Genomic DNA, 14459 nt, shown 5'->3' on the forward strand with positions numbered 1-14459 from the left:
GTAAACCGTGATCGATCTTTCCAGCCTTCCAGATCCTCAAGTGATTGAGGAACTGGATTACGAGACCATTTTGCAAAGCTTCATCGACGAGGTGAGGGTTTTGTTCGCGGCCGCAGGCATCGTTTATGATGTTGGAGCGCTCGAAACCGATCCGGTCAAGATTGTTCTAGAAGCTTTCACTTATCGCGAGATCCGCTTGCGCACCCGTGCGAACCATGTCGCTCGGAACCAGATCCTTGCCTATTCGACCGGCACCGATCTTGAGCATCTGGCGTCGCACTACGGTGTCGCCAGGCTCGCAGGTGAAACGGATGAGCGTTTGCGTGAGCGCGTTCAACTGGCGACCATTGGCCGGTCTCCTGGCGGCACCTATGAGCGGTTCAAGGCTATTGCAATGGCATCGAGCCCCAAGGTTCGCGATATCGCGACATGGACCGAAGACAGAGACCCGACCGTCAACATTGCGGTTCTGTCAACTGACGTTGGCGGCGCGGCTTCTACGTCCCTTCTTGCGACTGTTCGGGCAGCGCTTGAAGCCCCTGCGGTGCGTCTGGTGTCCGACCGTTACAACGTGATCTCCGCCGTTCAGAAAGTTGTGGCGGTCGACCTTTCTGTCACACTTACACCGGATGCATCTGAAGACATTCTCGCAGAGCTTCCAGACCTCATTCGCCTGGCGCGCGACCAGGAGGATCTGTTGGGGCTTGACCTGTACCGGGCTTGGGTGAGCAAGGCCGCAATGGTGCCCGGCGTTTCCAATGTCGTGGTCAACGCACCGGTGGCTGATGTGGCCGCAAGCCCGAAGGAAGCCGTCAAGATCGGTGACGTGACCGTTCAGTTTGCCGGGCGGGGCCGATGACCGAGACACTTCTTCCGTCCAACGCGACGCCAATCGAGGTCGCGCTCGATCGGGCCGGCGATCAGGCCCCGAAGATTGATCCCGCCCTGAGTTATATTTCCGGGTGGAAGCATAGCGTGCAGCCTGACGATCTCAGGCCGTATCTGGTTCATGAGTTTGGAATGGGCTTGCTTCAGCCGTATGTCGCGACCTATGGCGGCATTCTGGCGCTTCGCCGGCCGTGGTGCGAGGTGAGGGGCACGCATGAGGCCATTTCCCAAGGTCTCGCTGTTGCTGGTTATTCCGGCACGCTTAAAGATCCTCCGGCTCGGCGTCTCGCATGGGCCGAGTTCCAGATTGATCTGGACCGGGTCCGCGATGAGAAGGACGATCTCGGCATCATAGCTGGCCTTGTCGAGATCAGCCGCCCGGAGCGGTCAACATTCCGCCGTGGCGTCCATGGCTACGATGTGCCGGCCGCCGAAGGTTGCCGCACTCGATTGAGCGGTTCGATCCTTGGAGATGACAGCGGTGTCCGGATCGATGGCAAGGGGCCGAAATGGTCTTTCGGTCGAGCTTATCGCTACACCCACGTTCTGACGGAAGGTGACCTGACCGCGCTTGGCGTTTGGCTTCCCGAAGTCCCGAGCCAGCTTTGGGCCGACATGGAGTTTCCCTGGGCAACGGCCACGTTCAAGTGGGCCGATGACGCTGCGCTTGGCCGCAGGGTCTCGATGGCGAGTGCCATTGAGGCGTTGCCTTGCTGGGTTCGCTTTGCCGATGACGCTGACCAGACGATTGGTTATCGCCGGGCTGTCTGCCGGGGTGTTGAGCAAGGGCTTACCGGATACGCATTCGGCACTGACTTTCTGGAGCCGAACCTTGAGAACCCGATTGGTGTGCATGTCTTTGCGCGCACCGGGTTCGGTGACGGTTACGGCTCCGAAGCCGCGTCTGTCTCCATCGTCTTCGGCGCTGATGTCACAGACCAGTCAAAACCCGGCCAACTCTGGCTGGAGCCTGCCGGCCTGACCGGAGGCGTTGAAATCGCGTCACAGCCGATCTCGATCCTTTTTGGCGAGACGGTCCGTGAATACGTCCAATTTTTCTTGAGGTTCTGATGGCCTACGAACACGAGTCCGGCATTGCCGCTGCCTATGACAGAACTCCAGACGCGCCGTCCACCCGGACGGATCTGGTCTTTGTCGAGGACCGCTTCATTCAGGGCGCGGAACTCAATGAACTGCAGGGCCTGACCGGCCGTCGCATCCAGGCGATTGGCGATCTGGTTGCAGGCAACGGCAACCGGGAAAGCGATGCGGCAATCAAGGTCGCATTCGACATCGACCCGGAAGACCCGAATGCCATTCCGACAACTGCCAGCATCATCCTGCAGGCTGGCAGGATCTACATTGATGGTCATGTTCTTTCGGTTGCTGCTGCGCAGTTTGATGATGTTCCGATCTCCGGCGACGTGATTGTTGGGGTACGTCAGGTGGTCACCCGCATCGGCCACGAGGAAGATGCTTCTCTCGTCGGCTTGCATCCGGGCTCAGATGCGGAAGGGGAACCGGGCGCATACCGCACCAACCGGTCGCTTGAGTGGGGCTTGCTGAACGATGGCGGCGAGGGCCAGTTTATACAGGTCTACAAGCTGCTCGATGGCACTGTTGTTGATCAGACCGCACCGCCTGCGCTTGATGGCATTCTTGCGACCGCTGCAATTTATGACCGCGCACGCGGCTCCTACATCGTTGAGGGGTGCGAAGTCAGCACGCTTGGAGACGATGGCAACGATCGGCAGATCCTGTCGGTGGGTGCCGGCGCTGCAAACATTCAGGGCTGGCGCCGTACCCGCGAAACCGCTTTCACCATGTTCCAGACCCAAGATCCTGATCTTGAACTGGTCTCGGCCGAGGCGAAGACCTTCACCGATGGTGGCACCGGTACCGCAGTTCTGACCGTCGCAAGGCCGCCGATCGCGAACGTGGTTTCTGCGGTTGTCACCATGCAGATCTCCGAGAACGTGACGCGCGGTCCCGTGCCCAACGGTCTGGATGAACTGCAGGAAGCGTCGATTGTCGAAATCATAAGCGTCACGCAGGCCGCGACCACGTTTGATCCGGCAACATATTCCCTGTCCGGCGACAATATCTCGTGGGCTCCGGCTGGTGATGAGCCGGCTGCCGGCAGCACTTATGTCGTCACCTATCGCTATTTCAAACAGGTCGCGCCGGATGCATTCGACGCTACGACGATCACACTGTCAGGCGGCGTGACTGATGAGACGGCGCTGCTGACTTACAACTCGAAGATCCCGCGCAAGGATATTCTTGTTTTTGATATCGATGGCACGCCGAGCATTGTCAAAGGGCAGTCCGCACGCAAAGGTGCTCTGCCGCCGAAGCCGCCCGAAGGCTATCTGAAGATTGCCGAGATCCACAATACCTGGGACGGCGCTCCGGAGATCGTCAACAACGGCACCCGCGTACCGACCTATGATGAGCTTTGGGGATATCTGCGACTGACGGTGAAGCTCGCCGATCAACTGAACCGGACGCTCATGGAGCAATCGGTACCGGACGCGGCTGCTATCTCTGCCGATGGCATCTTCACGGATGATTTCTGGAGTGATTTCTACCGCGATGACGGTGTCGTTCAGACAGCGGCCGCCAACCAGGGCGTCTTGCAGTTGCCGGTCTATGAGCAGTTTGTCGAGACGATCAACACGCTTGTGATCCTCGATTACACCGAAGAAGTGATCATCTCGCAGCCGCTCGCAACCGGGTCCATGAAGGTCAACCCGTACGCCAACTACAACCCGATGCCGGGCTTGCTGGCGCTCAATCCGAACAACGACTTCTGGACTCAGACCGAAACGCAGTGGACCTCGTCCATCACGCGCCAGTTCACGGCGGCTCCTGGTCAGTCTCCGGGCCGCACTACGATCACGGAAGAGGTGCGTCAGACGACGCGGGCGGCTGAGTTCCTGCGGCAACTCGACATCAACTTCACGATTGAGGGGTTCGCCCCCAACGAAGAGTTGGAAAAGCTTCTGTTCGCAGGGCGGGACGTGACGCCGGCAGGCCCGCTTGTTGCCGGTGCCAACGGTGACGTGCAAGGCACGTTCCAGATCCCGGCCCGTGTTCCAACCGGCACGCATGCGATCCGGGCGGAAGGTGCTGCCGGTGGCTTTGCCGAGGCGTCCTTCGTTGGTGCAGGTGAAATCACCGTCGAGGTTATGCGCCGGGTCAACCTGGTTACCAGGGCTGCGCCGCCGCCCGTGGTCAACGTGATCAACAATATCGTCCGGGTCACCAACGTCACGAACGTCTCCAACAATCGCGGCCCCGGTGAAGGCTCTGGCCGTGAAGGGGGGATGAACGGCGATCCGCTTGCCTTCACGTTTGTCCCGCCTGTCGATTGCATGATGCTTGGCTTCGACGTGGTAGTTGCCGAGGTGGGTGATCCAGCCAACGGCTTGGTTTGCCAGCTGGCAAAGACCCTAAATGGCTACCCAACCAATGAGGTTCTCGCAACCAAGTTTATCTCAATGGTTGGCGTTCAGCCTGGTGACAAGGTCAGCCCGCGTTGGGATGCGCCGCACTATCTCAGCGCTTCGGAAAAATACTGCGTCGTTATCATGACCGACGATGCGGACCACGCTCTCAAGATCGCTACGCTTGGCGAGGTGGTTCCCGAGACCCAGCAACTGGTTTCCTCGCAGCCCTATACCAACGGCGACCTGTTCTCCGGATCGAACCGCACGACTTGGGTGGCTCACCCGAAAAGCGATCTCATGATCGATATCGTCGCTGCCAAGTTCAGCCCGGTGGAAAAGACCGTCGATCTGTACCAGGGCGACATCGAGGCTATCACAGACCTGGTCGTTCGCGGCACCGTCGAGCTGCAATCCGATCAGACCCGGTTCCGGTACGAGCTTGTCCGCGCCAACGGCGATGTTATCCCGCTCGCCTCGGGGCAGTCCATCGAGTTCGATGAATATGTCTCAGAGACGATCACTCTCCGCGCTGTTCTGAACGGCAACGAGTATCTGTCGCCGATCCTTTGGCCGGGCACAGCGATCATTGGCGGGCAGGTGCAGGAGCAGGCGGACTATGTCTCGCGGTTCTTCCCGATCGATGGCCCGATCGGGTTCCGTGCGCTGTTCGATCGGTGGCAGCCGGCCGGGGCAACTGTTTCGATCTTTGTCGATGACGGTGACGATGATTGGCAGCCGCTTGTCCAGGAGAGCGCGCGCGCCCTCGGCGGCGGCTGGACGGAACCGAAGCTCAATCTTGCAGGCTTTTCCGCCCCCAATGGCGGCCGCGTGAAAGTCACCCTTAACGGCACGCCGGCAGCGCGTCCCTCCATCGCGCGTTTGCGCGCCTACGGATACTAAGAGGTTCCGATGCCAACCGACGCAATTACAGCACACCTCGGCATTCCGAAGCCGGACCCGGCCAACGATGTCGATTATGACTTCACCCGGCTCATTCTGTCGATGGAGATGATCGATGGATTTATCCATTCCCTCCAGACGGCGCTAGCTGGTGTCGCGGCCTCAGATCACGGGCACGTCGTTGCCGATGTCGAAGGCTTGCAAGCGGCGCTGGATACGCTGGCGGGCGAGATCTCCAATATGCCGGGGACGTTGGAGGGGCTTTCGGACACTGATGTATCAGATGCGACGCAAGGTATGGTGTTGCAGTACCTTAATAGCAAATGGACTTCGGTCGTTGCGAAGGCGTCTTATTTTGGCATCGACGCGATCAATGGACTTGATGCGAACAACGTTCAAGCGGCGTTGGAGAAGCTCACGACCAAAGTAACCAACGGTGTAGCGCCGGGCTGTGTTGCCTACTACGCGATGTCTACTGCGCCAGATGGATGGCTGAAAGCGAACGGTGCCGAAATCTCGCGCACTGCATATGCCGATTTGTTCGCCGCGATCGGGACCATTTTCGGGGTAGGCGATGGAAACTCGACCTTCAATCTTCCTGATCTTCGTGGTGAGTTCCTGAGAGGATGGGACGATGCGCGTGGCGTAGACGGTGCTCGTGTTCTGGGGTCTTCCCAATCTGACCAAAACGCCAGTCACACCCATACAGGCTCAACCAGCTCCGATAGTCATAGTCACACCGGCACCACAAACACTACCGGCAATCACACTCACAACATGGCATACGAGGGTGGGACAAACGCAGGAACGGGTCTAGCAGCTCCTGCGACTTCCAGAAGCAATACTTCACCAGGGCCAACGGTGAACTATTCAGGCAACCACAGCCACACCTTTTCAACCAGCTCCGATAGCCACAGCCACAGCGTCACAACCGATGCAAGTGGCGGCAGTGAAGCCAGGCCGCGCAACATCGCCCTGCTTGCCTGTATTAAATACTGAGGATCGTTATGCCACTTACGCTTTACAGCTATCACCCGGAAACGGGCGAGTTTGTTGAGACTTTGCAGGCGGACAAGTCTCCACGCGAGCCTGATGTTTATCTGAAACCAGCGTTCACAACTGAAATTGCTCCGCCTCCGCCAACCGAGGGTATGGCGCGCGTTTTTGCCCAAGGATCATGGCAACTCCGTCCAGACCACCGTGGTGAGAATTGGTGGTGCGGTGGCGTGAGTTCGGAGGTTGGTTTCATCGGAACCCCGCCCAGCGATGCAGGTTGGACTGATGTCCCGCCACCGGAACCGGGCGAGAACGAAACCGTCGAGTGGATCGACGATGCCTGGGTGGTGAGTCTGGACTACAGAGGTGAGATCTGGTGGGACGGAGATGTTCCTGTCCTTATCGATTTTTTGGGTGACCCTACTGATAATGGATATGTGCGGGAGCAGGGTGAGGTACCGGAGCCGGAGGGGCCTCCTACAAGCGCCGATGTCAACGCTGCTCGCGATCGCCGGATTGACGCCGGCATTACCTTCAACGGCGTGCTATTCCAGACACGTCCGGAGGATCGCGAGAACATTCAGGGCGCTTATTCCCGCGCTCAGTCGGCTATCCTGATCGACGGTGCCCAGCCTGGTGATTTCACTTGGCACGGCGGCCCTGGCGACTTCGAATGGATCGCTGCCGACGACAGCCGCATGAAGATGGATGCACAGACGATGATGGCCTTCGGCGAGGCTGTCCTCGATCACAAGTCGGCGCATATCTTCGCTGCAAACGCCATCAAGGCAATGGACCCGGTCCCGTCCGACTTCGATGAGATCGTCGCGCTCTGGCCGTAACTAGCTCCGCAAACTTCTAACCCCTGACCGCAACCGCCCGTGAGGCGGTTTTTTTGTGCCCGGTTGTCGGGCTGATTGTGAGGAAAGATGACCGAACCAGTCTTTGGAATGAGCTTCACGCGCCCGGACGATGAGATCGTTCCGGCGCTTGGTGCCGACTTCTCCCAGATGCTGCTGATCGAAACGTCCGAGGACGCTTCGGTTGCCGAATATCCGGCCGATACACCGGTGCGGATCTCGACCAGCGATGCGGAGGCCGTATCCGCACTCGGTACCGGCCTCCTGGCCGATGCCGTCAAAGGGATCAACGATCAGTTGACCGATCTGAATTCCGGTGCGGATGTGACGATCGTTCGCGTTGCCGAAGGCGTGGATGTCGCCGCGACCGCAGCGGCCATTGCCACCATTGTCAACGGCATTGCCAGCATCCCCTCCGCAGTCAACAAGACCCCGCGCATTGTCGTTGCCGGTCGCACTGCCTGGCGCCCGGATCTCGAAACCACCAACCCGGTGATCGCGGCGCTGGAAGCCAACCTCGGCAAGATCATGGCTGTCGCTCCGGTCGATGTCGACGACACCTCGGCGGCGAATGCTATCGATGCCCGCGAGACGATGACCTCGGAACGTCTGATGCCGATCGGTGTCGCGGCAAAGGTCTGGGATGGTGCGCAGGTTGTCACCCGCCCGATGATGCCTCGCGTTGCCGGTCTGATGGCGCGGATCGACAACCAGGTCGGGGGCGGCAAGCCGTTCCACCCGTTTGCCAACCGCGAGCTGTACGGCCTTGCCGGTCTTTCCCGGAAGATCCCGTTTTCCACGCTGGACGGTTCCACCGAAGGCCAGCAGCTGCTTGCGGCCAACGTCGCCATCGTGGCCGAAGGCGAAACCGGTGTTGATGGCGCGATTGCCGATGGCGGGTATCGCTTCATCGGTACGGACAACGCTCAGACCGGGGAGCTGTGGGAGCAGATCCACCAGGTGCGCGGAACCGATTACATCATCACGCAGATCATCGAGATCACCAACCAGTTCCTTGGTCGGCGCATTCATGCTGACACAACGGAGTCCTGGATCAACTCGATTGCGTTTGCGCTGCGTGACCATGTCAACGAGGGCAACATCCTCGGCTATACGCCGAAGGACCAGATGTTCAAGGCGAGCCAGAACAGCCCGGAAAACATCCGTCTTGGTCGCCTCAAGCTGACTATCGGCATTGAGCCGTGCCCGGTCTTCAAGCTCGCTCAGCACGAGATCCGCCGGTACCGGCCGGCCGTCGACAACCTCGTCAACGAAATCATCGCCCGCCTGTCGAACGATCTCTGATCGGCGCTGACGCAGTACCAACCTATGACTTTCCAGAAATCAGGATCTGATCATGCAGACGATTTACATGCTGACCGCGGTTGACGTGCGCCGGGCAGAAAAGGCAGGCACGTCGCGCGCTCTCACAATTGCGAAACTGACTATCCCGCCGATCAAGTTCGCGACGGCGGGCCATAACCCTGGCGGCGGCGTCATGGCCGTCGACTACACGTTGCCGCGTATTGAGACGCTTGAACCCAAGTTCATGGTGAAGGGCCTCGACACCGAGGTGTTCGGAGGCCTTGGCGAGCGTGATCGCTGGGTCTTTGCCGGCGCCTATAAGGACAAGTTCACTGGTCGCGATATCCCGGCCCGTGCGGTTATCGAGGGTGCGGTCTCTCAGTGGGAGCCCGACGAAAGCGACCCGGTCGACTTCCAGGGCTGTAACCACTCCTTGACCGAGGTGACGCACTTCGAACTGACGCTTGACGGCCAGGAGCTGTTCTACATCGACGCCCAAGAGCGCATCCTTCGACGTAACGGTGTCGATCTTTTCGCAGGGGTGCGCGGCGCTCTCGGCGCGTAACTTAATCTTTCCTCGCAACCTCTACCGGCCGGGCTCAGTCCCGGCCTTTCTTTTGAAAGAAATCACATGTCTCAGAAAACCACTCCCGTCGAACTTACCCTTGAAGAGCCGGTCGAGCACGGCGGCAAGACCTTCGACAAGCTGACGTTCGCGCGCAAACGCAAGGTCCGGGATCTCGTCGCGGCGGATGATTACAAGAGCATTCTGCAGAAGACCGGAGCTGTCTATGCCTCAATGGCAGGTGTGCCGGCCGAAGTGATCCTTGATCTCGATGCCGACGATTATGCCAACCTTGAAGAGCAGGTCGCGCCTCTCATGGGAAAGTCCTGGGAAGACGTCAAAATGGGCTTCCTGACGGAAGAGGCGGCGAGCTACGGCATGCAGACAGCGGTTCAGGCGGAACTGGCCAAGCGGGCAAAAGCTTCGGATTGATGGCCGCGCAGATCGCGCGGTACCTGCATCAGTCCCTGACGGAAATCGAGGATTGGGACGTTCCAACCTTCTTCCGTTACTTCGGTCACGTCGAAGAGGTGTTGCAGATCGAGGCGGAAGCCAAAAAGCCGAAGGGCAGGGAATAACCCTGCCCAAAACGCTGAATATCGGCACTGGAAAGTCAGTCTATGAAGCCAAATGACTTTGCCACCCGACGCATTTGGGTGCAGTGGGCTGTCTTTTGCGACTGTGCCATTCCCTCTTGGTTATAGACGGCGATATCGACCGTTGTATCGAGCAATGATGCAAACCCCATATCGTCGGCAGGAACCGTGCTTTCGATATATGCGCTGATCGCACTTTGATTGTAGGCCATATCGCAGAAGCCTTCAGCAGCGATCACCGATCCTAACTGGCTCGCAGCGTCGTATTGCTCTGTTTCGCTCCACGCGAAGGCAGGCTGGGCCGCCAGTGCAATCACAGCGAAAACAGCTAACCTCATTGCGCAACTTCCTTCTGCGGGGACTTGCCCAAGGCTGCAATCAGCCCGCCAATAAGGGCCAGGCACATGAAAACGGCTACCAGCGTGCCGCCTAGGATCGCCCCGGCTATGGCGCAAACGATCAACAGAATACCGGGCCACCGAGACGTCGATCCTATCGCCACCGCACCCAAGGCGATTGTGAGGAACGAAAAAACAATTCCGCCCCAACCAAGTCCGATCGCAACATCGGCCTGATCTGCCTCCACGGCAGTAGCCACGCCACCAATAAATAGAGTTACCAGTGCTGCAAGTACGGCAAAAATGCCGGCAATTAGCGCAATTATTCCACCAGCCTTCTTCATAGTTCAACTCCGCTCGCAATTAGAAAAATAGCTATCCGCAGGTGCGAGCTACCTGGCCCGGATAGTAAGCAGGAAAGCACGTCAACCGTTGCGTGTCGAGCGGGTGGTGTTGACGCATGAGTTTTACAACCTAGAGGCCAACGAGAATGGCAACCCTCACGTCACAACTCATTGTGTCGCTGGTCGAGCGCGTGTCCCGTCCGGCTCGCGCCGTCAGTCAGTCACTGACCGAAATGCGCCTGCGCGTCGATGCCAACGCCCGTGCAATGGATGCCATGCGCGGTCGGATGCTGGACGCGGTCGGCGTCGGTTATGTGCTCGCCAAGGCGATCTCAGCACCGATCAACGCCGCGCGCGAGTTCGAGTCCGTGATGGCGGACGTCAACAAGGTTGTCGATTTCGACACGCCGGACGTCCTGAAGCAAATGAGCGCGGATATTTTGGCCCTCAGCCGGGTCATTCCGGTGGCCGCAACTGGCATTGCGGAGATTGTTGCAGCTGCCGGGCAGGCCGGCATGCAGGGCGACGAGCTGCTCGCCTTCGCTGAGATCGCGGCAAAGGTTGGCGTTGCCTTCGACCTGTCGGCCGACCAGGTGGGCGAAAGCCTTGCCAAGATCAAAACCGCGCTTGGCCTGACAGTGGAACAGACAGGAGAGTTGGCCGATGTGCTCAACCACCTGTCCAATACGTCTGCGTCTTCGGCGGCTGACTTGCTGGATTTCATGCGGCGGGTTGGCTCGGCCGGTACCGCCATGGGCTTTTCGGCGCGCGAGGTTGCGGCGATCGGTTCAGCGATGGTTGCGGCAGGTGCGCAGGCTGATGTTGCGGCCACAAGCTTTCGCAATGTGACCAAGGCGCTGGCACGTGGCGAGTCTGCGTCCAAGCGCCAGCATGAGGCATATAAGAAGCTTGGCCTGTCCGCGACGGACGTGGCGCAGCGCCTGCAAAAGGATGCTGTTGGCACCCTGCAGGATGTCATTGCGCGGATCCGCGCGCTGCCAAAGGAATTGCAGGCCTCGACGATCTCCGATCTGTTCGGGGATGAGGCGCGCGCGGTCATGCCGCTGATCGAGAACGCCGAGCTTTTGCAGAATGCCCTCGGTGAGGTGGCGAGCGAAACCAACTATCTCGGCTCGGCGCAAAAGGAATTCGAGGTTCGTTCGCAGACCTTCAATGCGAAGCTTCAGAGTTTCCAGAACCGCATGACCGAACTGGCCATTGCGATCGGCAATGCATTGCTGCCGGCGCTGACATCGATCATCGAGGCGGTGATGCCGACGATCAGCGCGATCGCGGATCTGGCCGCAGCCTATCCGCAGGTGACTGCCGCGGTGGTCGGCGTGACGGCAGCGCTCGTCGCCTTGAACATTGCCGCCATCGCAAGCCGGTATTCCTTCCTGTTCCTGAAGGGCGGAGTTCTGAATGCGGCTCTTGTCATTGGCCGCAGCGCGGACCTGATCATCGCGGCCACAAAGCGGCTTCGCCTGGCAGTTCTTGGGGCATCCATGCTAGGCGCTCTGGGGGGCGGAACATTCTTCGGGGTGCTTGCTGGCGCTGCGGGTGCCGCAGTCGGGGCGATACAGGCTGCAGCTGCGGCCATTGGGGCCGCGATCGCTGGCATCACCTGGCCGATTGCCCTGGTAATCGCGGCTGTCGCGGCGCTCGGCGCTGCCGTTTATCGGTATTGGGAGCCGATCAGGGAATTCACGCTCGGTTTTGCCGAAGTGATCGGCAGCAGCCTTGGGCAGGCCATGAGTGCCATTACCGGTTTCATGTCCAACCTGGCCGCACATGTTGGGCGTTGGGCGACCAAGAAGCTGGTGGACATCGGTACCTTGCTAGGCATCGATGAGGCGGAGATCCGCGGGGCTTTGGACAAGGCGTATGGCGCGATCTCCAGCACTCTTGGAAAGATTGTCGACGCGGTACTGGCGATCCCCGGGCAGTTAGGCGATTGGATTTCCGACATCTTCTCGATGAAGGACTATTCAGCGACGGCCGAGGCGGAGTTCCGGGATGCCGGGCGAAAGTTCGGGAAGGCCCTCGTTGATGCAATCATTGATGCCTTCAGTGCTCTTTGGGAGTTTTTGAAATCCATTCCTGACCGCATCGTTTCCGCGATCGGCAGGATCGATCTCTCCAACATGTTGCGCCTGCCTTCGTTCCTTGGCGGCGGCGGCGGTGAAGCCCCTGCAGCGCCCCAGCCGAAGATCGAAGGGGCTCGCGCCCTCGGCGGTCCTGTCGTCGCCGGCAGAACCTACCGCACGGCAGAAAAAGGCGATGAGCTGTTCACGCCTGACAGCAATGGGTTCGTTCACAGCGCTTCCGCGACAAAGCGCATTCTGGCCGGTGCAGGGCAGGGGCAAGGTGGCGGGCAGTCCGTAAGCCTCTCAATCGGCGATATTCACGTTCACGGCGCGCAGGATGCCAAGGGGGTTGCCGAGAAGATCGGTGAAGAGATCCGTTCGCAGCTTGCAGGGCTTCAGGCCGATACCGGTTGGTCAGTGGCGTAAGGGGAAAAGCATGCTCTACATGATCGGCGCAGTCGCAGTCGACACATACCCGTTTGCCTTTGATGCTGTCAGTCGGTCAGGCTCGGCGGACATTGCCTTCAAGCCTCTGCTGAACGGCCTCAAAGGCGCGGAGTTCATGGGCGAGGGGGATGACACGCTCAGCATGCGCGGTCAGCTCCTGCCAGCGAAGATCGGCGGACTGCCACAACTGGAAGCGCTCCGATCACATATGAACCAGGGCGCGGCCTTGCCGGTGATGCGCGGTGACGGTGTGCGGCTCGGCACCTACATGATTGTGAGCCTTCGCGACAATCACTCAGAGCTTTTGCGGGATGGCATCGGCGCAATTGTTCGGGTTTCCGTTTCCCTGAAAAAGGTGCCTGCACAGCAGTCTACCGGCCTGCAGGTCATTCCTGGGCTTTTGCAGCTCTTCGATCTATTGGGGTGATCATGACTGAAACGATAAAGATCGTGGGCGATAATCTTACGCTCGATCTGATCTTGTGGCGCAAGCACGGTTTGCGCGGCCTGGCTCTCATTGAAGAGACAATGAAGCTCAATCCGAAGCTGACCGGTGTCTATGTGCCGGTTGGTACAGATGTCGTCTTGCCAGACCTTCCTGCGGAAACCGTCCAGGCCCGCGAAGTCGTAACCTTGTTCGGGTGATCTGATGGCGTGGAAAACGGAATGGACTGTAATAATCGACGGTCAGGACGTCAGTTCGAAGATGGCGAACTACCTGGAACAGATCACGGTGACCGACAAGGCCGGCGCATCGTCTGACAGCTGTTCGCTGACGCTTGATGATACCGGCGGCCAGATCAAACTGCCGCAGCCCGGAGGCAAAGTCGTGGTGCGGCTGAGTGGCGTTCAGGTATTCTCCGGCGTGATTGATAGCGTGAAGTCCTCCGGCAACAGATCCGGCGGTCGCTCGCTGTCTGTCTCTGCCAAGGGCTTCGACGTGAAAGGCAAGGCAAAGCAGCCGCAGCGCCTTCATCAGGATGAGGGAACGGTGGGCGACTTCCTGAAGAAGCTGGGGCAAAAGGCCGGTTTTGAAATGAAGATCGATCCGGCTCTGGCAAGTATCGCGCGCGACTATATCGCGGCGGATGGCGAAAGCCTTCTGCACATCGGTGAGAAACTGGCCCGCGAACTCGGTGCAACCTTCAAGCTTCGCGGCCCTATGGCAGTTCTTGCCAAGCATGGACAGGACTTCGGCCTTCCGATGATCGCCGGTCTGTTCTCCCCGGATGGGTCCGGCAACCTGATCTCCTGGGATATCGAGCCGCTGTCGACACGCACGGTGTTTAAGTCCGTCGAGGTGCCTTACGTCGACCGGAAAAAGGGGCTGCCTCTGATCTACAAGACGGATGCGGGCAAGGCTGGCGAGCGTGCCGAGGCAGTCAATCTTGTACGGTCTGTCGCACACGATGAAAATCAGGCGAAGGACATTGCCGAAGCTCGCAAGGCGCAGATTGAGCGCGAGGGCGGCAAAGGCCGGGTCACTCTTGATTTGATGCCTGAAGCGCAGGCCGAGGCGCAGTTTCAGTTGAAGGGAACGCGGGCGGGTGTCGATGGCACCTACCGCATTGTTTCCGTCACGCACTCCGCAAGCAGATCGGGTGGCGCAACGACCGATCTGGAGCTGCAGCAACCGCAGGATGGCGCGGGAACAGACAGCCGCTAACGGGCCGCGTTGAAA

General features: G+C 59.4%; 15 protein-coding genes. 13 read left to right on the forward strand and 2 right to left on the reverse strand.

What is annotated here, in order from left to right:
* Positions 1-7: 7 nt before the first annotated feature.
* From SIAM614_RS06645 to SIAM614_RS31900, 9 genes are all read left to right on the forward strand, one after another.
* Positions 8-859 carry a baseplate J/gp47 family protein gene (locus tag SIAM614_RS06645; protein WP_006933078.1) on the forward strand — a complete coding sequence of 284 codons (852 nt, stop codon included), beginning with the start codon at positions 8-10 and terminating at the stop codon, positions 857-859.
* Positions 856-1959 (forward strand): phage tail protein, encoded by a 1104-nt coding sequence (locus SIAM614_RS06650; protein WP_006933080.1) that lies wholly within the window; start codon positions 856-858, stop codon positions 1957-1959. Before SIAM614_RS06645 ends, SIAM614_RS06650 begins: the two co-directional genes overlap by 4 nt.
* On the forward strand, positions 1959-5240 hold the full coding sequence (locus SIAM614_RS06655) for a DUF4815 domain-containing protein (RefSeq protein WP_006933083.1): 3282 nt from the start codon (positions 1959-1961) through the stop codon (positions 5238-5240). The genes SIAM614_RS06650 and SIAM614_RS06655 overlap by 1 nt, the downstream gene beginning before the upstream one ends.
* Positions 5241-5249: 9 nt before the next feature.
* Entirely contained in the window at positions 5250-6239 is a 990-nt protein-coding gene (locus SIAM614_RS30480) for a phage tail protein (RefSeq protein WP_006933085.1), read from the forward strand.
* An 8-nt stretch (positions 6240-6247) separates the two neighbouring features.
* Entirely contained in the window at positions 6248-7078 is an 831-nt protein-coding gene (locus SIAM614_RS06665; RefSeq protein ID WP_081455202.1) for a DUF4376 domain-containing protein, read from the forward strand.
* Positions 7079-7165: 87 nt separating this feature from the next.
* Positions 7166-8401 (forward strand): phage tail sheath protein, encoded by a 1236-nt coding sequence (locus tag SIAM614_RS06670; protein WP_006933090.1) that lies wholly within the window; start codon positions 7166-7168, stop codon positions 8399-8401.
* Positions 8402-8453: 52 nt separating this feature from the next.
* The gene (locus tag SIAM614_RS06675) at positions 8454-8966 is read left to right on the forward strand and encodes a phage major tail tube protein (RefSeq protein ID WP_006933092.1); all 513 of its coding nucleotides are present in this window, start codon (positions 8454-8456) and stop codon (positions 8964-8966) included.
* A 66-nt stretch (positions 8967-9032) separates the two neighbouring features.
* Positions 9033-9398, forward strand: coding sequence for a phage tail assembly protein (locus tag SIAM614_RS06680; protein WP_006933094.1), 366 nt, complete (start codon positions 9033-9035; stop codon positions 9396-9398).
* Positions 9398-9544, forward strand: a complete 147-nt coding sequence (locus SIAM614_RS31900; protein WP_006933095.1) for a hypothetical protein — start codon at positions 9398-9400, stop codon at positions 9542-9544. Before SIAM614_RS06680 ends, SIAM614_RS31900 begins: the two co-directional genes overlap by 1 nt.
* A 35-nt stretch (positions 9545-9579) precedes the next feature.
* On the opposite strand, the gene SIAM614_RS06685 is transcribed toward SIAM614_RS31900, so the two are convergent.
* Both SIAM614_RS06685 and SIAM614_RS06690 read right to left on the reverse strand, forming a co-directional pair.
* Entirely contained in the window at positions 9580-9900 is a 321-nt protein-coding gene (locus SIAM614_RS06685; RefSeq protein ID WP_006933096.1) for a hypothetical protein, read from the reverse strand.
* Entirely contained in the window at positions 9897-10244 is a 348-nt protein-coding gene (locus SIAM614_RS06690) for a hypothetical protein (RefSeq protein WP_006933098.1), read from the reverse strand. The genes SIAM614_RS06685 and SIAM614_RS06690 overlap by 4 nt, the downstream gene beginning before the upstream one ends.
* A 146-nt stretch (positions 10245-10390) precedes the next feature.
* Between SIAM614_RS06690 and SIAM614_RS06695 the strand changes: the two genes are divergently transcribed.
* The 4 genes from SIAM614_RS06695 to SIAM614_RS06710 are packed head-to-tail and all read left to right on the forward strand — an operon-like array spanning position 10391 to position 14444.
* A complete protein-coding gene (locus SIAM614_RS06695; protein ID WP_006933100.1) occupies positions 10391-12757 on the forward strand; it encodes a phage tail tape measure protein in 2367 nt (788 codons plus the stop codon).
* Positions 12758-12767: 10 nt separating this feature from the next.
* Positions 12768-13205: a phage tail protein gene (locus SIAM614_RS06700; RefSeq protein ID WP_006933102.1), complete on the forward strand. Its 438-nt coding sequence runs from the start codon at positions 12768-12770 to the stop codon at positions 13203-13205.
* A gap of 2 nt (positions 13206-13207) precedes the next feature.
* Positions 13208-13423: a tail protein X gene (locus tag SIAM614_RS06705; RefSeq protein WP_040439483.1), complete on the forward strand. Its 216-nt coding sequence runs from the start codon at positions 13208-13210 to the stop codon at positions 13421-13423.
* Positions 13424-13427: 4 nt separating this feature from the next.
* The gene (locus SIAM614_RS06710) at positions 13428-14444 is read left to right on the forward strand and encodes a phage late control D family protein (RefSeq protein ID WP_006933106.1); all 1017 of its coding nucleotides are present in this window, start codon (positions 13428-13430) and stop codon (positions 14442-14444) included.
* Positions 14445-14459 lie beyond the last annotated feature (15 nt).

The sequence above is a fragment of the Roseibium aggregatum IAM 12614 genome (assembly GCF_000168975.1).
Taxonomy (GTDB): Bacteria; Pseudomonadota; Alphaproteobacteria; order Rhizobiales; family Stappiaceae; genus Roseibium; species Roseibium aggregatum.